Origin of the sequence: Aeromonas sp. 600479, from assembly GCF_049175515.1 — a bacterium.
In the GTDB taxonomy this organism is placed as follows: Bacteria; Pseudomonadota; Gammaproteobacteria; order Enterobacterales; family Aeromonadaceae; genus Aeromonas; species Aeromonas veronii_A.
In genome coordinates this window covers 107,493-129,199 of sequence record NZ_JAAKVF010000013.1, presented here as the reverse complement: position 1 = coordinate 129,199, position 21,707 = coordinate 107,493, and the positions used below count along the sequence as shown (strand labels likewise).

20 protein-coding genes and 2 tRNA genes are annotated in these 21,707 nt (G+C 59.1%); 14 read left to right on the top strand and 8 right to left on the bottom strand.

The features are described 5' to 3' along the window. Nucleotides 1-107 precede the first annotated feature (107 nt). Nucleotides 108-184, top strand: a tRNA-Met gene (locus G5149_RS14605). A gap of 7 nt (nt 185-191) precedes the next feature. Beyond that, nucleotides 192-275: transfer RNA gene (locus tag G5149_RS14600), tRNA-Leu, on the top strand. A gap of 207 nt (nt 276-482) precedes the next feature. Here the strand turns inward: G5149_RS14600 and G5149_RS14595 are convergent. After that, nucleotides 483-2,315, bottom strand: a complete 1,833-nt coding sequence (locus G5149_RS14595) for an SLC13 family permease (RefSeq protein ID WP_421212776.1) — start codon at nt 2,313-2,315, stop codon at nt 483-485. A gap of 259 nt (nt 2,316-2,574) precedes the next feature. Here G5149_RS14595 and pnuC point away from each other — a divergent pair, with 259 nt between their 5' ends. The 7 genes from pnuC (at nt 2,575) to G5149_RS14560 (ending at nt 8,468) form a co-directional block, all read left to right on the top strand. Then, the gene (gene pnuC / locus G5149_RS14590; RefSeq protein ID WP_421212775.1) at nt 2,575-3,291 is read left to right on the top strand and encodes a nicotinamide riboside transporter PnuC; all 717 of its coding nucleotides are present in this window, start codon (nt 2,575-2,577) and stop codon (nt 3,289-3,291) included. Between the two features lie 3 nt (nt 3,292-3,294). Then, nucleotides 3,295-4,020: a nucleoside phosphorylase gene (locus tag G5149_RS14585; RefSeq protein WP_421212773.1), complete on the top strand. Its 726-nt coding sequence runs from the start codon at nt 3,295-3,297 to the stop codon at nt 4,018-4,020. Nucleotides 4,021-4,124: 104 nt separating this feature from the next. Next, nucleotides 4,125-4,796, top strand: coding sequence for a Crp/Fnr family transcriptional regulator (locus tag G5149_RS14580; protein ID WP_421212771.1), 672 nt, complete (start codon nt 4,125-4,127; stop codon nt 4,794-4,796). 43 nt (nt 4,797-4,839) lie between these two features. Next, nucleotides 4,840-5,160, top strand: coding sequence for a N(4)-acetylcytidine aminohydrolase (yqfB, locus tag G5149_RS14575; protein WP_421212769.1), 321 nt, complete (start codon nt 4,840-4,842; stop codon nt 5,158-5,160). Between the two features lie 87 nt (nt 5,161-5,247). Beyond that, nucleotides 5,248-6,168: an alpha/beta hydrolase gene (locus tag G5149_RS14570; RefSeq protein ID WP_421212767.1), complete on the top strand. Its 921-nt coding sequence runs from the start codon at nt 5,248-5,250 to the stop codon at nt 6,166-6,168. 61 nt (nt 6,169-6,229) lie between these two features. Further along, a complete protein-coding gene (locus G5149_RS14565; RefSeq protein ID WP_421212765.1) occupies nt 6,230-6,631 on the top strand; it encodes a DUF1622 domain-containing protein in 402 nt (133 codons plus the stop codon). Nucleotides 6,632-6,836: 205 nt separating this feature from the next. Next, nucleotides 6,837-8,468, top strand: coding sequence for an alpha-glucosidase (locus G5149_RS14560; RefSeq protein WP_421212763.1), 1,632 nt, complete (start codon nt 6,837-6,839; stop codon nt 8,466-8,468). On the opposite strand, the gene G5149_RS14555 is transcribed toward G5149_RS14560, so the two are convergent. Further along, nucleotides 8,469-9,845, bottom strand: coding sequence for an MDR family MFS transporter (locus G5149_RS14555; protein WP_421212762.1), 1,377 nt, complete (start codon nt 9,843-9,845; stop codon nt 8,469-8,471). 172 nt (nt 9,846-10,017) lie between these two features. Here G5149_RS14555 and G5149_RS14550 point away from each other — a divergent pair, with 172 nt between their 5' ends. Continuing rightward, the gene (locus G5149_RS14550; protein ID WP_216979308.1) at nt 10,018-10,620 is read left to right on the top strand and encodes an HAD family hydrolase; all 603 of its coding nucleotides are present in this window, start codon (nt 10,018-10,020) and stop codon (nt 10,618-10,620) included. Nucleotides 10,621-10,679: 59 nt separating this feature from the next. Here the strand turns inward: G5149_RS14550 and G5149_RS14545 are convergent, their stop codons facing one another. Next, complete coding sequence (locus G5149_RS14545) at nt 10,680-10,955, bottom strand: hypothetical protein (RefSeq protein ID WP_005343832.1); 276 nt, start codon at nt 10,953-10,955, stop codon at nt 10,680-10,682. Between the two features lie 940 nt (nt 10,956-11,895). Here G5149_RS14545 and G5149_RS14540 point away from each other — a divergent pair. Next, nucleotides 11,896-13,161, top strand: coding sequence for a RidA family protein (locus G5149_RS14540; protein ID WP_421212759.1), 1,266 nt, complete (start codon nt 11,896-11,898; stop codon nt 13,159-13,161). A gap of 73 nt (nt 13,162-13,234) precedes the next feature. On the opposite strand, the gene G5149_RS14535 is transcribed toward G5149_RS14540, so the two are convergent. The 3 genes from G5149_RS14535 to G5149_RS14525 all read right to left on the bottom strand — a co-directional run bounded on the left by G5149_RS14535 (nt 13,235) and on the right by G5149_RS14525 (nt 15,835). Beyond that, a complete protein-coding gene (locus G5149_RS14535; protein WP_421212757.1) occupies nt 13,235-13,957 on the bottom strand; it encodes a PA1136 family autoinducer-binding transcriptional regulator in 723 nt (240 codons plus the stop codon). Then, entirely contained in the window at nt 13,954-14,817 is an 864-nt protein-coding gene (gene hchA, locus G5149_RS14530; RefSeq protein WP_337072531.1) for a glyoxalase III HchA, read from the bottom strand. Before hchA ends, G5149_RS14535 begins: the two co-directional genes overlap by 4 nt. A gap of 145 nt (nt 14,818-14,962) precedes the next feature. Next, entirely contained in the window at nt 14,963-15,835 is an 873-nt protein-coding gene (locus G5149_RS14525) for a LysR family transcriptional regulator (RefSeq protein ID WP_042055160.1), read from the bottom strand. Nucleotides 15,836-15,970: 135 nt separating this feature from the next. Here G5149_RS14525 and G5149_RS14520 point away from each other — a divergent pair, with 135 nt between their 5' ends. Further along, the gene (locus G5149_RS14520; protein ID WP_421212755.1) at nt 15,971-16,990 is read left to right on the top strand and encodes an NAD(P)H-quinone oxidoreductase; all 1,020 of its coding nucleotides are present in this window, start codon (nt 15,971-15,973) and stop codon (nt 16,988-16,990) included. A gap of 233 nt (nt 16,991-17,223) precedes the next feature. Here G5149_RS14520 and G5149_RS14515 read toward each other — a convergent pair whose 3' ends face one another. Next, nucleotides 17,224-17,553, bottom strand: a complete 330-nt coding sequence (locus G5149_RS14515; protein ID WP_421212754.1) for a hypothetical protein — start codon at nt 17,551-17,553, stop codon at nt 17,224-17,226. A gap of 62 nt (nt 17,554-17,615) precedes the next feature. Continuing rightward, on the bottom strand, nt 17,616-19,607 hold the full coding sequence (tkt, locus tag G5149_RS14510; protein WP_421212752.1) for a transketolase: 1,992 nt from the start codon (nt 19,605-19,607) through the stop codon (nt 17,616-17,618). 349 nt (nt 19,608-19,956) lie between these two features. Between tkt and metK the strand changes: the two genes are divergently transcribed. Beyond that, nucleotides 19,957-21,108, top strand: a complete 1,152-nt coding sequence (metK, locus tag G5149_RS14505) for a methionine adenosyltransferase (RefSeq protein WP_005343827.1) — start codon at nt 19,957-19,959, stop codon at nt 21,106-21,108. A gap of 68 nt (nt 21,109-21,176) precedes the next feature. Further along, the gene (locus G5149_RS14500) at nt 21,177-21,704 is read left to right on the top strand and encodes a SprT family zinc-dependent metalloprotease (RefSeq protein WP_118854213.1); all 528 of its coding nucleotides are present in this window, start codon (nt 21,177-21,179) and stop codon (nt 21,702-21,704) included. The last annotated feature ends 3 nt before the right edge of the window (nt 21,705-21,707 follow it).

Here is a 21,707-nt window from a genome sequence, read left to right as displayed (position 1 = left end):
GTATCGCCAAGCGGTAAGGCAGCGGGTTTTGATCTCGCCATCCCTAGGTTCGAATCCTAGTACCCCAGCCATTTTTACTTGTATTTGACTCACGTTGAACACAAGACGGCTATGTAGCTCAGTTGGTTAGAGCATCGCACTCATAATGCGGGGGTCACAGGTTCGAATCCCGTCATAGCCACCATCAATTTGCGGAAGTGGCGAAATTGGTAGACGCACCAGATTTAGGTTCTGGCGCCCTAGGCGTGAGAGTTCGAGTCTCTCCTTCCGCACCATTGATAGCAGTACCAAACAGACCAGCTCACGCTGGTTTTTTTGTATCTGACATTTGCCTCTCTCCGGTTGTCTCTCATCGCTGTATCACCCCCTCTTCCCCTTAAGGCCCCCTTCCCGCTGATTCCGAGCACGCCTTGCCACTCTCGTCTCCCTGCAACAAAAAGCGGCCCGTAGGCCGCTGGTATGAACATCCATCAACACGGTAGTCAGAACGGGAAAAACCAGGGAATAGCCACCACACTCACCGCCATCACCAGCAGGGTGAAAGGCACCCCGATACGGATAAAGTCGGCGAACTTGTAGTTGCCCGGTCCCAGCACCAGGGTATTCACTGGTGAGGAGACGGGCGTCATAAAGGCGGCCGAGGCGGCGATGGCAATGGTCATGGCGAACGGATAGGGCGATACCCCCATCTGCTGCGCCGTGCCCAGCGCAATGGGCGCCATCAGTACCGCGGTGGCGGTATTGGAGATAAATAGCCCGATCACTGCGCAGAGCGCAAACAGGCTGGCCAGCATCACCCGCGGCCCCATCTCCCCCACCACATTGATCAGGCCACCGACGATCAGATCCACCCCGCCGGTTTTTTGCAGCGCCAGTGCGAAGGGGAGCATGCCGACAATCAGGATCAGGGTCGGCCAGTGGATCGACTTGTAGGCGCTCTCCATGTCGATACAGCGAAACTTGCCCATCAGCAGACAGGCGATCAACGCGGCAATGACGTTGGGCACCGGATCGGTCACCATCAGCAGGATCATCACCCCAAGGCAAATCAGTGCATGGATCGACTGACTGCGGGCGGGGGCCATCTCGTCCACCTCGGCCGGCAGTCCCATCAACAAAAAGTCGCGGCTGTGAGTCTGCAGTTGCCGGATATGGCTCCAGTTACCCACCACCAGCAGGGTGTCCCCCATTTGCAGCGGCTCGTCCACCAGTTTGCCAGCAAGAGCCTCACCATCGCGGCGCAGCCCCACCACACTCAGGCCATAGCGGGAGCGGAAGGTCACCTCCCGCACACTCTTGCCCAGCAGCTTGGATTCGGGTATCAGCGACACCTCGGCCATCCCCACCTCCCGCGACTGATCGGAGAAGTACTCGCCACGCAGGATCATGGGCTCGAGCCGCGCTTCGCTGCAAAAATCCCGCACGTCCACCTCGGGATCGGACATATCGATCAGCAGCACATCCCTGGCCTGAAATTCACTGATCCCCGACACCGGCACCATCACCCTGCGAAACTTGCGCCAGCGCTCCACCCCGATAATGTGGGCGCCATAACGGGCGCGCAGTTGCAGCTCGTCCAGGGTATGGCCAATCAGGGGAGAGTCGGGGTGCAGCGCCAGGCGGCGGGCCCGACCGGTCAGCCGATAATCACGGATAAGATCGCGAAAAGTACGGCGCCCGGTCTGCTTGCCCTTGCCCTCCTCCCCCTCGCCCACCAAAGAGCCGCGCACCAGCAGCATGTAGAGGATGCCCAGCCCCAGGATCAGCACCCCCATGGGAGTGAAATCGAAGAAACCGAAGCCGTGTATGCCGTGGCGCATCAGCTCGCTGTTGACCACCATGTTGGGGGGCGTGGCCACCAGCGTCATCATACCGCTGATAAGCCCGGCAAAGCCGAGGGGCATCATCAGGCGGCCGGCCGGGATCCCCATCCGATTCGCCACGCTCAGCACCACCGGGATAAAAATGGCCACCACCCCGGTGCTACTCATCACAGCCCCCAGCGTTGCCACCGCCACCATCAGCAGCACCAGCAGTTTGGTCTCGCTGCTGCCCGCCACCTTCACCAGCGCATCCCCCACCTGATAGGCAATGCCGGTGCGCACCAACCCATCCCCGACCACGAACAGGGCGGCAATCAGAATAACGTTGGGATCGCTAAAGCCCGCCAGCGCCTCCGGCAAAGTGAGGGTGCCGCTCAGTACAAAGAGGATAATGATCAACAGGGCGACCACGTCCATCCGGACTTTATTGGTCATGAAGAGATAAATGGCACCCGCCAGCAGAGAGAGCACCCAGACAAGCTCGGAATTCAATGGAACCTCCTTTTACAACACGATTCTCCTCCCGGAGAGTGGACTCTATCAGACCACAGCCATGAGGCTATGGTCTTGTTACATATCAATAAAGTCCGGCCAGCTATCGCACCATAACCCATCAGCGCTTGAATAGGCGGTCATCGGATTGGATTTCTTTGATGTGTGCCAAGCACAGGGGGGACAAAAGTCCTGCCCGGCAGCGGCCGCGCCGCCTAGAATGGCACCCTCGCACTACCTCCATGCCAAGGATCAGAAAATGAGCATATTCGAGCTGTTCAGCATCAATAACACGCTAGTGACCATACCGCTGGGCGGCGGTTACGCCATGTCGTGGATTGAAGCCATCGGTACCCTGTTCGGGCTAGCCTGCATCTGGTTCGCCAGTCAGGAGAAGACCATCAACTACCTGTTCGGTCTTATCAACGTCACCCTGTTTGCCATCATCTTCTTCCAGATCCAGCTCTACGGGCTGTTGCTGCTGCAGCTGTTCTTCTTCTGCGCCAACGTCTACGGCTGGTACGCCTGGACCCGCCCGGCCAACGATCAGGGGGATACCCTGCAGATCCGCTGGCTCAGCAAATCCAAACTCATCGTCACTGCCGTGGTGAGCGTGCTAGCCATCGCCCTGCTGACCCGCTACATCGACCCGGTATTCGCGGCGCTGGCGCGCACCTCGGTCGCCATGCTCAACCTGTTTGGCGCCGGACTTGCCACTCCCGAGCCCTCCCCCGATGCCTTCCCGTTCTGGGATGCCACCATGACGGTGCTCTCGGTGGTCGCCCAGATCCTGATGACCCGCAAATATGTGGAGAACTGGATCCTCTGGGTGGTCATCAACATCATCAGCATCGGTATCTATGCGGCACAGGGTGTCTACGCCATGTCGCTCGAATACCTGATCCTGCTCTTTATCGCCGCCAACGGCACCCGCCTCTGGGTGATTGCCGCCAAGCGCCAGCCACAGGGGATATAAGCCATGACGCTGCTACCCCATCTCCAGTGCCGCCCCGACCAGATTGCCGAGCGCGTAGTATTGTGCGGCGACCCGGCCCGGGTTGATCGCATCGCCAGCCAGCTCGAACAGTGTGAAGTACTGGGCCAGCACCGGGAGTTTCGTCTCATCAACGGCCGTTATCAGGGACTGCCCATAACGGTTTGTAGCACCGGCATCGGCGGCGCCTCGGCCATCATAGCGCTGGAGGAGCTGGTGCAGGCGGGCGCCCGCTCGCTTATTCGGGTCGGCTCGGCCGGCGCCCTGCAGCACGACATCGGTCTTGGCGACCTTATCGTGGTGGAAGGGGCGGTACGCAATGAGGGGGCCTCGCAGGCCTATCTGCCTGCCGAGTACCCCGCCTGCGCCGATATCTGGCTGCAGGCCGCCCTGCTCAATCAGGTGGCGGCCAGCGGCCAGCCTCATTGGCACGGGCTGGTGCGCTCCCACGACAGCTTCTATCGGGATGATGAGCAAGAGGTGTGCCGCTACTGGCATGCCCGTGGCGTGCTTGGGGCAGACATGGAAACTGCCTCCCTGCTGACCGTGGGGCGCCTGCGCAAGGTGCGGGTTGCCGCCGTGCTCTGCAACGTGGTGCTGTTCGAGCAGGATGTGCAGGATGGGGTCAATGAGTACGCCAACGCCGAGCAGGCTATGATGAACGGCGAGCGAAACGCCATCGCCGCCGCCCTCCACGCCCTGGTGCAATAACCCGCAAACCGTTAATCACGGCACATTCGACAGGAGGCGGGCTGGTATCCGGCCCGCGCTCTTGCTAGCCTCATGGCCCTCGTCATCGGTGCGACAGGTACGTCATGCAGCAACAGCCCTATCCCCTCGGCCGTTTTCACGCCGAACTCGCCAAACTGGAACCCCGCTTTGCCGCGGCGCTGGAAGCGTGCACCCTGTTTCTGCGTCGCTACCTGCCGGGCGAATCCATCATGCGGCAGGGGGAGCTGAGCGAGCAGCTTTATCTGGTGGGCGCAGGGCGGGTCTCCCTCAATAGCGCCGTCCACTCGGGCCGCATCTTCCAGCTCGGCGAGATTGAGTGTCACAGCCAGATCTTCGGCGAAATGGAGTTCTTCAGCGCCACCCCGGTGCAGTGGAACGTGGTGGCCGAGACCGAACTCGACGCCCGGGTCATCTGCGCCGACAAGCTGGCCCTGCGCCTGCTGGTCGAACCCGAGCTGACCCTCTTCTTCGCCGCTGCGCTTGCCAGCGACTATCTCGATACGCTGGAGATCACCACCAGCCGACTGCTCCACCCCATCGCCTACAACATCGCCTATGAGTTGTGGCGAGAACGCCAGCGCACCCCCATGCTGGGGTCACGCAAGCGGGCCCACGAGGCGGCGCGCTTCGGCACCACCGAGCGGGTTTACCGCCGCGCCCTCAAGGAGCTGATCGAACAGGGCATAGTTGCCGACGGCAGCGACGGCCCCGTTATCGCCGATCTGACCAGGCTGCGCGCCTATCTCGACCTTTGATTTCCATTCACCCCATTTCGATTCACCCTTTCAGGAGAGAGCCATGTCTACCCATCCCGAATTCACCTTCTTCAGCCGCTTCGTTGCCGACATTCAGGCGGGCCGCAAGACTATCACCATCCGCGACGAGAGCGAGGCCAACTGGCAGCCCGGCCAGCGGCTGGCGCTGTTTACCAATCCGGAGCACCAGCCCTTTGGCACCATAGAGGTGCTCTCGGTCAAGGCGGTCGCCTTCGATGAACTGAACGACGAGCACGCCCGTCAGGAGAACATGACCCTCCCCGAGCTCAAACAGGTGATCCGCGATATCTACCCCGCTCTGCCGCCGCTCTATGTGATTGAATTCCAGCTGCTTGAAGTCTGATTTTGTGAGCTGCCTCAGCTAACGCCGGTTGCGCTCTCTGGCTAAAGGAGCAAAATAACTGTTTTTATATACAGTTGTTGGTGCGTTATGGATATACAACTTGAACCGGCCATTGCGGCTATGGTGGCGGAGTTCATCGCTGCAGGCCGCCCCAAGGCGAGTAGCCTGAGCTGGCAGGCACGACGTGAAGGCTATCTTGCTTCGGCCATATTGGGCGGTGAACGGGAGGAGGTGGGCGCTGTCGAAGAGTGGCAACATGGCCATTATTCCATTCGCCTCTATCAGCCAGCGCCCACCTCAAGCGCAAACCGTCCGGCCCTGATCTACTTTCATGGCGGCTGTTTTGTCAGCGGCGAGTTCGACACTCACGATCGCCAGATGCGGATGCTGTGCAATCGCGCCGAGGCACTGGTGTTCGCGGTACATACCCGCCTTGCCCCTGAACACACCTATCCTGCCGCACACGACGATGCACTGGCTGCTACGCTCGCCATCATGGCCGATGTGGAGAAATGGCATGGGGATCCGGCGCGGGTTGTCCTTGCGGGCGACAGTGCCGGTGGCCACCTCGCCCTCATCACAACATTGCGACTCAAGGATCAAGGAGCCCCCTTGCCTGCAGCCCAACTGCTCATCTACCCGATGCTCGATGCTGCGGGCGACAGTGACAGCTATCGGCAGCTAGGGGATGACTACCTCATCACCCGCGACATGCTGTTAAGCGGTTTTCACGCCTATCTGGGCGAGCTACCCGCCACTCATCCCGAAGCCAGCCCGCTCCACCATCCCGCCCTGTCAGGATTACCACCGACCCATATCGTAACGGCGGAATATGATCCGCTGCGTGATGAGGGGGAAGCCCTCTATCGCAAACTGCTACAAGCCGGAGTCACGGCTACCTGTCAGCGGCAACTGGGTGTTATACACGGCTTCTTCCAACTGGCCGGAGTCAGCCCTGCTGCGCGTCAGCTCATTGAACAGCTCTCACTTCTTATCAGGAGACTATGATTTGGCCTTTGCCGAGTGATGTGTTAATAGTGTCCTCTTTTGAATCATGGAGGTGACCCGAGTGTTTGAGATAGCGAGCCTAAGAGAAGGGATGATGCACGGGGTCGAGCTGTTCCAGCTGCTGCTGGAGATCATCTCCATCGCCTGTGTGGTGATAGGGCTTGGCAAGACCCTCTGGCTGGCGGCACGGATGGAGGATCACGAACCAGGCTTTCCGCGCATTCGCCTCTGTTTTGGCAGCTGGCTCATTCTGGCTCTGGAGTTCCAGCTCGCCGCTGACATCCTGGCCACAACGGTCGCGCCAAGCAAGGAGGAGCTGATCCGCCTCGCCATCATCGCGGTGATCCGCACCTTCCTGAACTACTTCCTCGGCAAGGAGCTGGAAGCCCAAGCGGAACGCCAGCAAGACAAGGCAGAGCGCCAGCAGGATCAGCGCAGCGAGCAGGCCAAGGCTGCTCAATAACCAGTATTCCTGCATAGCATCAACGCTAAGTGCCGTGCCGTGCCATCCCGACCACAGCCGTGGCTTGGGATGGCACCTTTGTGACCCTTCCCGCACTTTTGGCAATCAGCCAACTATGGAACCCTTTTCAAGGTTTCCCCTGCCCTGTCGAGTACCCGATCATCTGCGTAAGATAGAAAATCTTCTCCCCCAACCGGCCACGCTGATGAATACGCACTCCCTTCACACGCCCGATATCGACCTCGATAGCTGCATCATCTACCAGATCTACCCCATGAGTTTTCAGGACAGCGATGGCGACGGCATGGGCGATATCAACGGCATCCGTCAGCGCCTCGACTATCTGGCCACCCTCGGGGTCGATATGCTCTGGCTCACCCCCATCTATCGCTCCCCCAAACGGGACAACGGCTACGATGTGGCGGACTACCGTGCCATCGACCCCGCCTTTGGCACCCTGACCGAGATGGAGCAGCTGATAGCCGAAGCGGCCGCCCACGGCATCGGCATCATGATGGATATCGTCGCCAACCACACCTCCACCGAGCACGAGTGGTTTATGAAGGCACTGGCCGGCGATCCCCGTTATCAGGGTTATTACGTATTCCGGGATCAAGCCTTTGTCGATGCTCACCCCATTACCTCGATTTTTGGCGGCAGCGGCTGGCAGTACGTGCCAGCGCTTGATCGCTACTACCTGCACAACTTTGATGCGAGTCAGGCCGATCTGGACTGGGACAACCCGGCGGTGCGGGCCGAAATGGCAGAGGTGATCAACTTCTGGCTGGGCAAAGGGATCAAGGGATTTCGCTTCGATGTGATCGACATGGTGAGCAAGGAGTGGGACCGGCTTGCCATGAGCAATGGCCCCCGCCTGCACGACTATATCCGCGAGCTCAATGCTGCGAGCTTCGGCGGCAAGGGGATCATTACGGTGGGGGAGACCTGGGGGGCCGATCTCGCCCATATGCAACGCTACTCCAGCACGGATGGCAGCGAGTTCAGCATGGTGTTCAACTTCGAGCATCTGGGGCTCGGCAGTGACAAGTGGTCATCCCGCTTTGCTCCCCTCGCCTTCAAACGGGCCATGGCCCGCCACCAGCAAGGGCTGCACGGGCGTGGCTGGAACAGCCTGTTTCTCGGCAACCACGACCTGCCTCGCGCCGTCTCCCGCTTTGGCGATGACAGGCCAGAGTGGCGGGAAACCAGCGCCAGGCTGTGGGCCATGGTGCTGCACATGATGCAGGGCACTCCCTTCATCTATCAGGGGGAGGAGCTCGCCATGACCAACCGCCACTGGCAGCCGGGCGAGCTGCGCGATGTGGAGGCCATCAACTACCGCGCCAGCCAGTCAGGGCTGGATCCTGCCGAGCTGAGTCGGCGGCTCGATGCCATCGGCCGCGACAACGCCCGTACCCCGATGCAGTGGGACGCCGGCCCCCACGCCGGTTTCAGCACCACCACGCCCTGGATTGCCCTCAATGCCAACCACGTCGAGATAAATGCCGCCGAGCAGCTGGCCCGCCCCGACTCCCCGTTTCACTGCTATCGCCAGCTCATCGCCCTGCGCAAGGCTCACCCTGTCGTTCGCCACGGCAATTTCGATCTGCTGGATGGGGATGATCCCGAGCGCATCAGCTATCGCCGCCACTGGCAGGATCCGGCTAGCGGAGAGCGGCACACCCTGCTGCTGCTCGCCAATCTCACTGCGAACCCCTTGCCGATGCCCCACTTTGACAAGGTAACAGACGGCATGAGCTTGCTGATAGGCAACTACCCTGGCCAGCCTGCACCACTTTTTGCCCCTTATCAGTGTGCGGTATGGCTAGCCGATTGATCAGGCATTGATAGAGGCCAGCTCATGGCGCTTCAATGCCAGCAGAGTGATCAGCAGCGCCAGCGTGGCAATCAGCCCCATGCCGATATAAGTGGTGCTGAAACCTGCGGCCAGCAGATCGGGCCCAAGCCGACTCAGATCACTGCCACTACCGGCAGGCAGGCTGGAATGGAACAGCATGGCGCAGATGGCCACCCCGATGGCCCCCCCCAGCTCACGGCCAAAGTTGAACAGCGACATGCCGATGCCGCGATCTTCCCGTGGCAAGGCATTCTGTACCACCACCGAGAGGGCGGGCAACACCAGACCCAGGCCAATACCGGCAAAGCCGAGGGCCAGCTTGACCCAGGCATCAAAGTGGATCTGCCAAAGCGCCACTGCAGCCAGCCCGAAGCCTACCGCCACAAAACTCTTGTAGTGACCGGTACGCCCGATGAGTTTGCCGCCGACAAAAGCGCCGGCGGTAATGCAGATCATGAAGATCACCATACTCATCCCGCTCTCACTGGCGCTCAGCCCCTTTTGCCACTGCATCTGCAGGGGTAGATAAACCAACACCGCAAACATCAGCAACTGGGAGAACATCACCAGCAGCACACTCACCAGATAACCGGGCAGCCGCACCAGATGGGCTGGCAGTATGGGGTCATGAGCGCGCCGCTCAATCAGCACCAGCAACATCAGAGAGAGCGCCAGAGCCCCCGCCAGCCAGATGGCAGGGAGGGCTGCCTCGGGTGAGAGCAACAACAGAGTCAAGGTGGTGACGGTAATGAGCAGTGCCGCCCCCTTCCAGTCGAAGCGACTGTGGCGACGCACATTGAGCTGTTTAAGATTGCGGTTGATCAGGTAGATCGCCAGTGCACCAAGCGGCAGGTTGATCCAGAAGATCCAGCGCCAGCTGAGTTGTTCGGTAAAGTAGCCACCCAGCAGGGGCCCGGCAATGCTGGAGACCGCATAGACCGCCGAAATGTACCCCTGATACTTGCCCACTTCCCGCGGCGGAATCGTGTCGGCAATCACGGTAAAGGCAAGAGCAATCAGGCCGCCCCCTCCCAATCCTTGCAGCACTCGGGCCGCCAGCAGGGTCGGCAGATCCTGAGAGAGGGCGCAGGCGATAGAGCCCGCCAGAAAGAGACCAATGGCGATATTGAGCATCCGTACCCGGCCAAAGAGATCACTCAGTTTGCCATAGAGAGGCAGTACGGCGGTGGCCGCCAGCAGGTAGGCGGTGACCACCCAGGTGAGGGCGGCACCGGCGTGCAGCTCGGCACCGATCATCGGCAGCGGGGTGGTGACGATGCTCTTCTCCAGCGAACCGAGCGCGATCACCAGCGCCACACTGGAGAAGATGGTTTTAGGGGATATTTTCGAGGTCATAAGGGGACTCGCTGATCTGATATGCCAAAGGATCGGCAATTGAGCGAGTTATTGTCTCACAAATCAGCAAGAGATAGAAAAAACGGCGGTCACATCTGCCCGATCATGAGACAGATCCCATAATCGATGTCCCCAATCTGCTAGCCTGCCCTATTTGATTCGAGGAGTCCCCATGAGCGCGCCAGAACAGTACGGATTTGATCACTACGATGCCCTGATTTTCGATATGGATGGCACCCTGGTGGACTCCATGCCCCTTCATCTGGATGCCTGGGAGCTCACCTGCGCCGAATTCGGCATCCCCTTCGAGCGGGATCAGCTCTATCAATACGGCGGCATTCCCACCCGCAAGATCATCGCCATGCTGGCCGAGCAGCAGGGGCTGACGGTAGATGTCGAGGCCTTTACCCTTCGCAAGATTGCCCTCTACATGACCCATATCGACAAGGTCAGCGTCTTTCCCAAGATGTGGGCGCTGGTCAGGCACTATCACGGCAAAGTGAAGATGGGAATTGGCACCGGCTCACCACGCAATCAGGCGGACGCCATCCTGAAGATCACCGGTCTCGATGCCTATATTTCTGTGGTAGTGAGCGCAGATGATGTCACCAACCACAAACCCCATCCGGATACGTTTCTGAAAGTGGCCGAACAGCTGGGGGCCAATCCAGCTAACTGTCTGGTCTTTGAAGATACCCGGATCGGGCTTGAGGCAGGCAAGGCGGCAGGAATGGATACCCTACTGGTAATGGAAGGCGAGCTGCAACAGAGGTAGGAGGCGAGCTGGCAGCGCAGCAACATGGCGCATCCTCCCGGATGACGCACTGTTGCTGTTCAACTCCCGGATAAAGGCTGCTCCTGCAGACAGGAGATGAGCGTCGGCCCGGGGGAAACCGTCAAAGAGAGTGCATCGGCCATGGCTTTCTCCTGCCATGTCTGATGATGACGCAGCAACGCCAGCGCCTCAGCCGGCGTATCTGCAAAGACGGGGGCTGCCATGGCGGAAAATCCCTGCTCAACCAGCTGACGACGCTCATCGCTATAACGGGGGGCATTGGCATCGAGATAGGTAAGCGCCTGGCCCAGCGTGAAGAAGTGATAGTTGGGCATCGAATGACCCTCAAAAATAAAGTGCCATTCTACTCCTTTTTGGTCAATTTCCAGCCTCAAACCCTTATCCGTCCGGTGATCTTGTTCACATTTTTGTTAACAATCTCGCAAATCATCATGTCACCGCACATGGCCTGTCCAGAGGACCCATCATCCCCGGCGTGCAATAGACAACCAACCACTGTAGAGACCCCTATCCATGGCTCCACGCCAGGTCGGCGTCATTCGGTTGCCTGATGCCTTGACCATACTGCCCCCTGTCAGCCGATATATTGCCAACTGCGGTCGCTCCGGTAAGGGGCCACAACACTGGTTACGCATATTTCACCAGATATATAAAAAGATAAAAACGCTCCGGTTCTGGGCCAGCCGTCAGCCTATCGATAATGAACAGGCGTCGCCCATGCAAATATTTGAATTATATTCCAGCCACATCTTTAACTACTGTTACATTCATGTCTGCTAGCATATTTTTGCGCGGCAAGATAGATGACTAAAAAAACATAAAATACATATCTATGCACAATAAAATCGTTTGATGGCAGCTTGATGCATCGCATTAACCCTTTCTTTACACTCCTTCACTGCCAAGGCCTGTGCCCCAACACCCGTCCGGACTGGACTACTGCTCGATGCTGGGCCATTGGCGAGCAAACAGGTGACTATTCAGCGTGAATTGAATAGCAATATGATTAAATTTGCACCCATTGAGCCATCTCATAGAAATGCAATCAGCGGTTTGCAACCCCTGATAGCCACTCATAGAATCGCAGCGTCTGAAATATCTACCCTGTCCTCTCCTCCCTTATTCCTCTCAGTAATTGAGTGGGTCACAAATAATAATCGGGGATGCCGCCGTTGGCGCAGTGGCCATGGCGCACAACAAGATGGGGTAAACCTGTACCTGAATAAACAACAAATATTAAAAAGAGGCATATCTATGAGTGGCACCATCATCAAGTCGGCAAGAAATACCCCCTATGCACCCCAGGATCTGGGCCCCTGCACCCAAACGGTGGCGTTTTCTCATTACAACAATATCTCCGCCCAGCTGCCGGTCGATCCCGCCACCGGCAAGATGGTGAGTGGCGATGTCACTGCGCAGGCCAGACAGTGCCTGAGCAACCTCAAGGCAATCATCGAGAGCATCGGCCATGTGATGGACGATATGGTCAAAGCGACCATCTTCCTGAAAGAGATGGCCGATCTGGAGGCGGTCAACGCTGTCTATCGCGAATTCTTCCCGGGCTATCTGCCGACCCGCACCACCCTTGCCGTCGCCGCTCTGCCGCTGGGCGCGCTGGTGCAGATCGATGCCATCATCTCCAACGGCGAAGGTACCTTCCCACAAGATCCTTGCCCGCTGGTGAAACTCGCCCGCAATAGCGACAAGGTGCCACACAATCCGCTCTCCACCCATACCGTGGCCTTCTCCCACTACAACAATATCGGCGCCCAGCTGCCGGTCGATGCGGCCTCGGGCCAGCTGGTCGCCGGTGGCATCAAGGAGCAGGCGGGCCAGTGCCTGCGCAATATCAAGGCGGTGCTGGAGAGTATCGACGTGCCATTTGACGATATCGTCAAGGTCACCGTCTATCTGGCCGATCTGGCCGATCTGGAAGCCGTCAACGAGGTCTACACCACCTTCTTCCCCGACTCCGCCATCGCCCGCGCCGTGGCCTATCTGCCTGCCCGCTCTGTGGTCAGTGCCGCCGCCCTGCCCATGGGGGCGCTAGTGCAAATGGATGCGGTCATCTCCCACGGTGACGGCACCCCGCCGCAACTGGTGGAAGACAGACACAATCTGGTGATCCGTGCCCGCAATACCGACAAAGCGCCGAGAAGCCCGCTGCACACCCAGACCGTCGCCTTCTCCCACTACAACCATCTCTCTGCCCAACTGCCGATAGACCCCGCCACCGGCAAGATCCTGGCTGGCTGCATCAAGGAGCAGACCGCCCAGTGCCTGAGCAATATCAAAGCGATTGTGGAGAGCATCGGCCATGTGATGGACGATATCGTCAAGGTCAATATCCAGCTCGCCAATATCGCGGATCTGGATGCGGTCAACGCCGTCTACACCAAATATTTCCCGGGTTATCTGCCTGCCCGCACCGTAATCGGGGTCAGTGAACTTCCCGCCGGTGCTCTGGTGCAAATTGATGCGGTGATGTCCAACGCGGAAAGCACCCCGCCGCAGGTGTAATGTTGTGGTAAATAAAAAAAGAGACCGGCTGATGGCCGGTCTCTTTTTACATGCCAGACAAAGGGATAGCCCCTCAGCCCTCGATATCGCGGTTCCTGATCACCACTCTGACCGCCTCTGCGGTAGTGGCCACCCCCAGTCGACGGCGAGCACTTCGCAGATGGTTCTCGACCGTGCGCACCGAAAGCTTCAGGGTGGTGGCGATATCGGCATGGCGCCAACCCCGGGAGACCCACTCCAGCACTTCGCGCTCGCGCCCAGTGAGGCCACGCTCGTGACCCGCTACCGGCATCTCCATCAGGCGACGAGCTGCATGAAAAGCCGCCGCCGCGATCAGCGCAAGGCCAACCCGAGTGTGGGCACTGGCATCGATCTGAGCGCCGCCAAAGCTCATCGCCCCTTCCAGTCCCAACGGCCCATAGACGGGAACCTGCAAGCCATGTCGGCCAGGCCCCTCAGGCTGGCGAACGATACGGTACTGCTCGCCAACGGCACCAACCGTTTTGCTCCAGAAGAAGGGCTGGTCTCGCTCCCTGATATGCATCGCCATCGGGCACTCGCGCATATAGGCATGCAGGTCGACCGCCTCGCCGCTCTCCAGCCACTCCCCCTCCAGCCAATAGAGGTGCTCGACCACCCCCTCCTCGCTGGCACTGATGGAGAAGAGCGCAAAGCGGTGATACCCCAGCGGGGTGGCAAAAGCGCGCACCAGCTGCTGGATCTCCTCCAGCCGCTGGCACCCTTCCAGCGCCACCGCGACCTGCAGCGCATTCGCTGGCGACGACGACAACCTCATCGCTTGGCAACCGCCTCCAGCAAGGTGGTAGCAGCCAGCTTGCCGAGGTTATTGCCCGCCAGCGGGCTGTCACCGGTCAGCAGATTGCGATCCCGGCACACCTCTCCCGAGATGCCGTTGTTGACGATCTCGAAGCCAATCTCTTTGAGCTTCTCGCCAAACTTCCAGGTGAGGTGGCCCGGCATATAGCCAATTGCCGGGGTCTGGGCATCCAGCTCGTCGGGGAAGGCGCAGATCTTGTAGCCCGCGAAGGTCTCTGGATTGGCCACCGCCAGCAACGCAGCAGGCCCGTGACAGAGGGAGATGATGAAGCGATCGTTGGCCATCGCCCACTCCAGCAGCGCTTTCACCTCGGCACTCTGCGGCAACCCCATCAGGGCGCCGTGGCCGCCGGGAATAAAGACGCCGATATAGCCCGAGTCGGCGGCCAGCGTCTCTTTCAGCAGATCGGCCAGCTTGGCCGGTTGGCGGAACTGCGCCTGATATTTGCCATAGAGCCCCAGCACCTCTTCATCTTCGCCGGGCATGGCCCACCACTCGAACTTGACCGGATTGCCGGAGAGGGTGGCCACATCAAAGGCAAAGCCCGCCTTGTCGAGGTGATACATGGGCAGCAGGGTTTCGACCGGATGGTTGCCGGTGGAAAACAGGGTGCCGTTGTCGGTGGGCAGATAACGCTCATCGGCCCCGATCAGCAGGATCTTCCAGCGCCCCTCCCGATAGGGAGCGGGATAGTCGGCCCCGGCAAGGTCAGATTTGCGCGAGGTGAACTGGCTCAGGGAGTAGGGCGACGGGAAGAAGGCATTCTGCTCTGCCGGATCCGGGGTCGGTTGTTTATCGTCAACAAGCATGTCGGTCATGGGTCAGGCTCCAGTAGTGGTGGACTCGGTCTCACAGTATTGACTGTCAGAGACCAAGTAAATGAGGGTTTTCCCTCAACCGCCATGACTATGGCAAGAGGTGTGACCACGCTGCGACAAAACCTGAACAGAATCCCCGCCAGACTTAGGCCATCGCGGCAAATGCCCTGACGATGGCATCCATGACCGCCCTGACCCGCGCGGCATGCTGCACATCCTGATGGGTCACCAACCACACATCGTAGGATTGCTGTAACTGCCGCTCGGGCCAGACCCGCACCAACCCGGCTTGCTCGGCAAGCGGAACCGCTACCTCGCCAAGCCCCAGCCCCATCAACAGGGCCTGACGCAGCATCAGGCTGGTATTGACCCCCGCGGCGACCGTGGCCCCCTCGGCCGCCTCTTCGAGCATCATTGGCGAGCGAGCGCTCTGCCAGTGGGGCTCATACACCACCAGCGAATGGCCCGCAAAACCGGTGCCCGCTTCGGGAATGCCATGGCGAGCCAGATAGTCGGCGGAGGCATACAACCCGACCGGCCAGGAGGCCAGCTTGCGAATAATCAGGTCGGGATTGTCCGGCTTCACCGTCCGGATCGCGATATCCGCTTCCCGCAGCGACAGATTGACCACCTGGGTCGAGGTATTGAGGATGACCCTGATATCGGGATAACGCTGATGCAGCTCGGTCAGGGCCGGTATCAGAAAATCCATCCCCAGGGTGTCTGTGGTCGCCACGCTGACCTCCCCAACCAGGCGGTTGTCGACCCCTTGCGCCGCCCGCACAAAATCAATGGCTGCCAGCTCCATCTGCTGGGCGCTGGCCAGCACTATCTCTCCGACATGAGTCAGCACATACCCTTTGGATGTGCGGAGAAACAGCGTGGCCGCCAGACGATGCTCCAGTGCGGCAATCCGCCTGCCAATGGTGGCCTGATCAACCCCGACCACACGGGCAGCGCCCCTCAGGCTCCCCTCGCGATGCAACGCCAGAAAAATTTTCGCATCATCCCAGTTCATCACGACTCCCGGTTTAAATGCATTTTTGCATTACAGGTGAGGGATAATACTGCGTTTATTCATCAGTAATCTCCACTATCTTGGTGCTCATCCCACTCGGGGAACCTCATATCACCTCGTTACAAGGAGCCGCTGATGCATAACGCCTATTCCATTCCCGCCACCATGAGCGCGGTAGAGATTACCCAGCCCGGTGGCCCCGATGTCTTGCAACTGACCACCCGCGCCACACCAACGCCCAAGCCCGATGAGGTCTTGATCCGGCACTATGCGACCGGCATCAATGGGCCGGATGTGATGCAGCGCAAAGGACTCTACCCGCCTCCGGCAGGGGCATCGGATATTCCCGGGCTGGAGGTCGCCGGGGTCGTGGTCGCCAAGGGGGAGCAGGTGGAGCATCTCAAGGTTGGCGACAAAGTCGCCGCGCTGATTTCGGGTGGCGGCTATGCCGAGTACAGCGTCGCCCACCAGAGCAATGTCCTGCCCCTGCCGCCCGGATTAAGCTTTGTCGAAGCCGCGGCACTGCCGGAAACCTTTATGGCGGTCTGGTCAAATATGTTTGAACGGGGCCAGTTCAAAAAAGGCGACATTATCTTGATCCATGGCGGCGCCTCCGGTATCGGCACGACCGCCACCATGCTGGCCAAGGCATTTGGCGCCGCAAAAATCATCACCACGGTCGGCTCACCCGAGCAGCAGGCCGCCAGCATCAAGCTGGGCGCGGATGTGGCCGTGCTCTACAAGGAGGAGGATTTTGTCGAGGCCGTGCATGCCGCCACCGATGGCCATGGCGCCGACATCATTCTCGATATCATTGGCGGGGAGTATGTCGCGCGCAACTATGCGGCGGCCGCCATCAATGGCCGCATAGTCCAGATCGGCATTATTGCGGGCGCCGCCCCCAATCTGGATCTGTTTCCCATGCTGCAAAAGCGGCTGACCCATATCGGCTCCACCCTGCGCTCGCGTACTCCGCAGGCAAAAGCCGAGCTGATTGCCCAGCTGCAAACTCATGTCTGGCCATTTATCGAACGTGGCGAGGTCAAACCCCAGGTTTACCAGACCTTCCCGCTGCATGAGGCGGCGGCCGCTCACCATTTGCTGGATTCAGGCCGCCATATCGGCAAGCTGGTGTTAACCATGGCGCCGTTGTAGTCAGATTGATAAAGCCCATAGTGAAGCAGGCCGAGGTGGATGCGGTGATGTCCAACGCGGAAAGTACCCCGCCGCAGATGTAAGGCATGCTCTGAATAATAAAAAAGAGACCGGATGATGGCTGGTCTCTTTTTACATGTTTATGATTTTCATTTTTAAATAAATGCAGAGGGGCGAGATCTTTATTAATTACAATCACATCACACCGCACATCACCAACCCAAGAACAATAGTTAACTCCCAAAGATAACTGTAATGCCAGCACCGACTGCACCACCAAAAACAGAAGCTAAGAAGATAATTACCAACTCCATTGACTTACTACTTTTACTTTCAAAATAACTTATTATTTCAGCCGTTTCTGCAATAGGATAAGATGGCCAGTTATTTATTAAATCATCAACAAAATGCATTAGATAATTACTATATTTTCCACTTTTATATATTGATGAGTAGTGTTGCTGACATGTATTTTTAAATTGAATTTCTTGACCTTTATAAAGACCAATATCTCGATATAAGCCACTTAATAGTTTCGGCTTAGTTGCAAAAACGCCCCCCATCTTGCGATGGAGGGCGTTTTATCGTTCCGGCTATTGAGTCAGATTGACCCAATATTCAGCGATTACAGGGACTCTGCGGTCGCAACCACGTTTTCCACGGTAAAGCCAAATTCCTTGAACAGCAGCTCGGCCGGTGCGGACTCACCGAAGGTGGTCATACCGATGATCTTGCCGCCGAAACCGACGTACTTGTACCAGTAGTCAGCGATGCCGGCTTCGATGGCCACACGCTTGGTGACGGAGGCCGGCAGGACGGACTCTTTGTACTCGGCAGACTGGGCGTCGAACACGTCGGTAGACGGCAGAGAGACCACGCGCACGGCACGGCCCTTGGCAGTCAGCTGCTCATAGGCGGCAACGGCCAGTTCCACTTCGGAACCGGTGGCGATCAGGATCAGCTCCGGAGTACCGGCGCAATCCTTCAGCACGTAGCCACCCTTGGCGGTGTCAGCCAGCTGCTGGGCAGTACGATCCATCTGGGCCAGGTTCTGACGAGAGAAGATCAGAGAGGTCGGGCCGTCGGTACGCTCGATGGCGTGTTTCCAGGCGATGGCAGATTCAACCTGGTCACACGGACGCCAGGTGCTCATGTTCGGAGTCAGACGCAGGGAGGCGATCTGCTCAACCGGCTGGTGAGTCGGGCCATCTTCACCCAGACCGATGGAGTCGTGGGTATAAACGAAGATGGAACGCTGCTTCATCAGGGCGGCCATGCGCAGGGCGTTGCGGGCATACTCCATGAACATCAGGAAGGTAGCGCCGTAGGGGATGAAACCACCGTGCAGGGCGATACCGTTCATGATGGCGGACATGCCGAACTCGCGGACACCGTAGTGGATGTAGTTGCCGGAGGCGTCGTCGTTGGTCAGGGACTTGGAGCCGGACCACATGGTCAGGTTGGACGGCGCCAGGTCAGCGGAGCCACCCATGAATTCCGGCAGCAGCTTGCCGAACGCTTCCAGTGCGTTTTGGGACGCTTTACGGGTTGCGATCTTGGCCGGGTTGGCTTGCAGGGTTTCGATGATCTTGGCGGATTCAGCAGCCCAGTTGGCCGGCAGTTCGCCTGCGGTGCGGCGCTTGAATTCGGCAGCCAGAGTCGGGTGAGCGGCTTCATAGGCAGCGAACTTGGCAGCCCAGTCGGCTTCCAGTTTGGCGCCCTTCTCCTGACCGTTCCACTCGGCAGCGATGTCGGCCGGGATAACGAACGGGGCGTGGTCCCACTTCAGGAAGGCGCGAGCAGCGGCGATCTCGTCGTTGCCCAGCGGTGAGCCGTGGCAGTCGTGAGAACCGGATTTGTTCGGGGAGCCGTAACCGATGATGGTGCGGCAGCAGATCAGGGTCGGCTTGCCGGTCTCGGCCTTGGCGGCTTCGATGGCAGCGTTGATCGCTTCCGGGTTGTGGCCGTCAACAGCCGGGATAACGTGCCAGCCGTAGGCTTCGAAGCGCTTGACGGTGTCGTCGGTGAACCAGCCTTCTACGTGACCGTCGATGGAGATACCGTTGTCATCCCAGAACGCGATCAGTTTGCCCAGTTGCAGGGTACCTGCCAGGGAGCACGCTTCGTGGGAGATACCTTCCATCAGGCAGCCGTCGCCCATAAAGGCATAGGTGTAGTGGTCAACGATGTCGTGGCCCGGCTGGTTGAACTGCTCAGCCATGGCTTTCTCGGCGATCGCCATACCAACGGCGTTGGTGATGCCCTGACCCAGCGGGCCAGTGGTGGTTTCAACGCCCGGTGCATAGCCGTACTCCGGGTGACCCGGGGTGCGAGAGTGCAGTTGGCGGAAGTTTTTCAGATCGTCGATGGAGAGGTCATAACCGGAGAGGTGCAGCAGGGAGTACAGCAGCATGGAGCCGTGGCCGTTGGAGAGAATGAAACGGTCGCGGTCGGCCCACTTGGGGTTGTTCGGGTTATGTCTGAGGTGGCTACGCCACAGCACTTCGGCGATATCCGCCATTCCCATGGGGGCGCCCGGGTGACCGGAGTTGGCTTTTTGAACGGCATCCATACTCAATGCACGAATGGCATTGGCAAGCTCTTTACGAGAAGGCATCTGAATCTCCTGCGATTGCTTCATTTGATGGCCAAGATTAAGGCGCGTTATTGTCCCAGCAGGGCGCGCGGCGTGCAAATATTATCTGGATGAATAAAGTGGCTTTGGGAGGACAATCGCTTTTCTTGCCCTCTATTGACCAAAGCAATCAGAGAAAAACGTTTGATTTCCATCCCTTTCGGGATAGGAGAGCACCGCTTGTGACCCATTGGACACTGCGCGACAAAATAGTGCTGGCAATCGGGGGGGGCGCTAATTAAAATAGACGTCCAGATGTAGATACCTCTACACCATCCTATTCATCCGGTTATTGCTGTGGCGATAACCCAGACAAGCTGAGACTCTTATCATGGCAAAGCTGTTTACTTCCGAGTCGGTCTCCGAAGGCCATCCCGACAAGATTGCGGACCAGATCTCCGATGCGGTACTGGACGCCATCCTCAAGCAAGATACCAAGGCCCGTGTCGCCTGCGAGACCCTGGTCAAGACCGGTATGGTCATGGTGGCCGGCGAAGTAACCACCTCTGCCTGGGTTGATATCGAAGAGATCGTGCGTGATACCGTACGTGAAATCGGCTACACCCACTCCGACATGGGCTTCGATGCTGACTCCTGCGCCGTGCTGAACGCCATCGGCAAGCAGTCCCCGGATATCAACCAGGGTGTTGACCGCAGCGATCCGCTGGAGCAGGGCGCTGGCGACCAAGGCCTGATGTTCGGCTACGCCACCAACGAAACCGACGTGCTGATGCCGGCCCCCATCACCTACTCTCACCTGCTGGTGAAGCGTCAGGCTGAAGTGCGCAAGAACGGCACCCTGCCGTGGCTGCGTCCGGATGCCAAGAGCCAGCTGACCTTTGCCTACGACGACGCAGGCAAGATCATCGGTGTCGATGCCGTTGTACTGTCTACCCAGCACGCTGAATCCATCAGCCACAAGGATCTGGTTGAAGCGGTACGCGAAGAGATCATCAAGCCGGTGCTGCCGGCCGAGTGGGTCAACAAGGACACCAAATACTTCATCAACCCGACCGGCCGTTTCGTTATCGGCGGCCCGATGGGTGACTGCGGTCTGACCGGTCGCAAGATCATCGTCGACACCTACGGCGGCATGGCTCGTCACGGTGGTGGCGCCTTCTCCGGTAAGGATCCGTCCAAGGTTGACCGCTCCGCTGCCTACGCCGCCCGCTACGTTGCCAAAAACATCGTGGCCGCCGGTCTGGCCGATCGCTGTGAAATCCAGATCTCCTACGCCATCGGTGTGGCCGAGCCGACCTCCATCAGCGTCGAGACCTTCGGCACTGCCAAGGTTGCCGAGGATCTGCTGGTCAAGCTGGTACGCGAGCACTTCGAACTGCGCCCGTATGGCCTGATCGAAATGCTGGATCTGAAGCGCCCAATCTATCAGGCCACCGCTGCCTACGGTCACTTCGGTCGCGACGAGTTCCCGTGGGAGCAGACTGACAAGGCCGAGCTGCTGCGTTCCGCCGCTGGCCTGTAAGGCTCGCTGTTGTGATAAAAGGGGAGCCTGGCTCCCCTTTTGCTTATCCGCTATCTGACGAGATGTTGATGTCTGCCACCCCTGCCCAGCTTGTCGCCCTGCTGCAACAACGCGTAGAAGCCTGCTTTGTGCAGGCCGAGGCGCGCCTTGGCCGCACCTTCCCCCGCCCGCGGATCTACTGCAATATGCGGGGCCGGGCGGCAGGATCGGCGCGGCTGCAAACCTGGGAGCTGCGCTTCAATCCCGCCCTCTATCAGGCCAACCAGCAGGCGTTTCTGGATGAGGTGGTGCCCCACGAGGTGGCCCATCTGCTGGTCTATGCCCTGTGGGGTGAAGGTCGCGGCAAAAACCGGGTCTTGCCCCACGGCCGCCAGTGGCAATCGGTGATGCGGGAGGTATTCGGCCTTGAGCCCAGAACCACCCACAGCTTCGATCTGGCGGTTTTGGCCCAGCGCACCGTGCCCTATCGCTGTCACTGCCAGCAGCATCAACTGTCGATACGCCGCCACAACAAGGTGGTGCGCGGCGAGGCCCGCTACCACTGCCGCCGCTGCAAACAGCCGCTGGAGCGGGAACGGCCGGAGCCAGAGCAGTAAGCC

Bases quoted from the DNA above. Each gene is read 5' to 3' on its own strand.
- G5149_RS14500 (WP_118854213.1), top strand. From the start codon at position 21,177: ATGTCTGCCACCCCTGCCCAGCTTGTCGCCCTGCTGCAACAACGCGTA.
- tkt (WP_421212752.1), bottom strand. From the start codon at position 19,607: ATGCCTTCTCGTAAAGAGCTTGCCAATGCCATTCGTGCATTGAGTATG.
- G5149_RS14520 (WP_421212755.1), top strand. From the start codon at position 15,971: ATGCATAACGCCTATTCCATTCCCGCCACCATGAGCGCGGTAGAGATT.
- G5149_RS14550 (WP_216979308.1), top strand. From the start codon at position 10,018: ATGAGCGCGCCAGAACAGTACGGATTTGATCACTACGATGCCCTGATT.
- G5149_RS14570 (WP_421212767.1), top strand. From the start codon at position 5,248: ATGGATATACAACTTGAACCGGCCATTGCGGCTATGGTGGCGGAGTTC.
- G5149_RS14555 (WP_421212762.1), bottom strand. From the start codon at position 9,845: ATGACCTCGAAAATATCCCCTAAAACCATCTTCTCCAGTGTGGCGCTG.
- G5149_RS14525 (WP_042055160.1), bottom strand. From the start codon at position 15,835: ATGAACTGGGATGATGCGAAAATTTTTCTGGCGTTGCATCGCGAGGGG.
- G5149_RS14545 (WP_005343832.1), bottom strand. From the start codon at position 10,955: ATGCCCAACTATCACTTCTTCACGCTGGGCCAGGCGCTTACCTATCTC.
- hchA (WP_337072531.1), bottom strand. From the start codon at position 14,817: ATGACCGACATGCTTGTTGACGATAAACAACCGACCCCGGATCCGGCA.
- G5149_RS14580 (WP_421212771.1), top strand. From the start codon at position 4,125: ATGCAGCAACAGCCCTATCCCCTCGGCCGTTTTCACGCCGAACTCGCC.
- pnuC (WP_421212775.1), top strand. From the start codon at position 2,575: ATGAGCATATTCGAGCTGTTCAGCATCAATAACACGCTAGTGACCATA.
- G5149_RS14515 (WP_421212754.1), bottom strand. From the start codon at position 17,553: ATGGGGGGCGTTTTTGCAACTAAGCCGAAACTATTAAGTGGCTTATAT.
- yqfB (WP_421212769.1), top strand. From the start codon at position 4,840: ATGTCTACCCATCCCGAATTCACCTTCTTCAGCCGCTTCGTTGCCGAC.
- G5149_RS14560 (WP_421212763.1), top strand. From the start codon at position 6,837: ATGAATACGCACTCCCTTCACACGCCCGATATCGACCTCGATAGCTGC.
- G5149_RS14540 (WP_421212759.1), top strand. From the start codon at position 11,896: ATGAGTGGCACCATCATCAAGTCGGCAAGAAATACCCCCTATGCACCC.
- metK (WP_005343827.1), top strand. From the start codon at position 19,957: ATGGCAAAGCTGTTTACTTCCGAGTCGGTCTCCGAAGGCCATCCCGAC.
- G5149_RS14535 (WP_421212757.1), bottom strand. From the start codon at position 13,957: ATGAGGTTGTCGTCGTCGCCAGCGAATGCGCTGCAGGTCGCGGTGGCG.
- G5149_RS14585 (WP_421212773.1), top strand. From the start codon at position 3,295: ATGACGCTGCTACCCCATCTCCAGTGCCGCCCCGACCAGATTGCCGAG.